A 937-nucleotide genomic window follows, 5' to 3' on the forward strand; every position below is an offset into this window, starting at 1 on the left:
GCGCTCCAGCGGCTCGCCCACCTGGCCGAGGCGCCGGGTCCGCGGACCGCGTCCTCCTCGATCCGCACCGAGCAACCGTCGCCGTCGGGGCGCACGTCGATGCGCACCCGCGCCTCCCCGGCAGGCCAGCCGCGAGCCTGCAGCTCGATGCCGCGGTCCGGGTGCCACGCCCGCACGATCGTCTCGTCGTCGATCACGGCGGGCCACACACCGAACGAGTGGGCGATCACGGAGCCGGGCGCCGGGAAGCCGTCGTCCACGGCGCGCAGCCGCGAGGTCCCGACCACCCACGTGGCGTAGGACCAGCCGTCGGCCAGCACGTCCAGGACGGCCTGCGGCGAGCACACCATCGCCCGGGTGACTTTCGCCATCAGCGCGCCGGCTCCGCCGGGTCCAGGACGACCTTGCCGTACAGGTGCAGGTCRGATCCGCAGATCGCGGTCGACGTGACTCGCACGATCGCGTCGTTSGGCTCCTCGATGCGCGGGTCCGGGACGGTCTCGACCCGGACGTCCTCGCGTCCTTGCCAGGTGAGTGCTCGCACGTCGGTCCTCSTGGTCGTCAGTCCGGCGACGTCTCTGCACCTGACACGCATCGTGCGCTCCCGCGTCCGGCACCGCGACTCGGGCCGGTACCGTGGCCGTGCTTCGGGGCGCGAGCGAACCCGGGACGGACGTCCGACCAGTTGCGCCGACCGGTCGGCCGGATACCGTGAATCTCGGTCGAGCAGCGGGCCGGCATGCAGGGCGCTGCGCCACGCGCGGGTCGCCCCCACGACGGACGGCACCGGAGAAGATCGATGACTGCACGACCGCATCACCGGGAGAACGAGCCACCTGGACCGCTGGTCGAGGGGCGCGGTGACAGCACGTCGGCCACGATCGCCCCCGGAGGCGACCGCCCGATCGCCGACGGACTGGCCGGCTCGGCGTGAACG

General features: G+C 73.3%; 1 protein-coding gene and 1 pseudogene. Both read right to left on the reverse strand.

Going from position 1 to position 937, the window contains the following annotated elements; translation table 11 throughout:
• The coding region (locus ACXJKG_RS21260; protein ID WP_456847701.1) for an SRPBCC family protein at positions 1 to 371 on the reverse strand (371 nt) is incomplete at its 3' end.
• A gap of 35 nt (positions 372 to 406) precedes the next feature.
• Positions 407 to 544 (reverse strand): annotated as a pseudogene (locus ACXJKG_RS21265) (glutathione-dependent formaldehyde dehydrogenase); the annotation flags it as partial.
• Positions 545 to 937: the final 393 nt, after the last annotated feature.

The sequence above is a fragment of the Cellulomonas sp. P5_C6 genome (assembly GCF_054049635.1).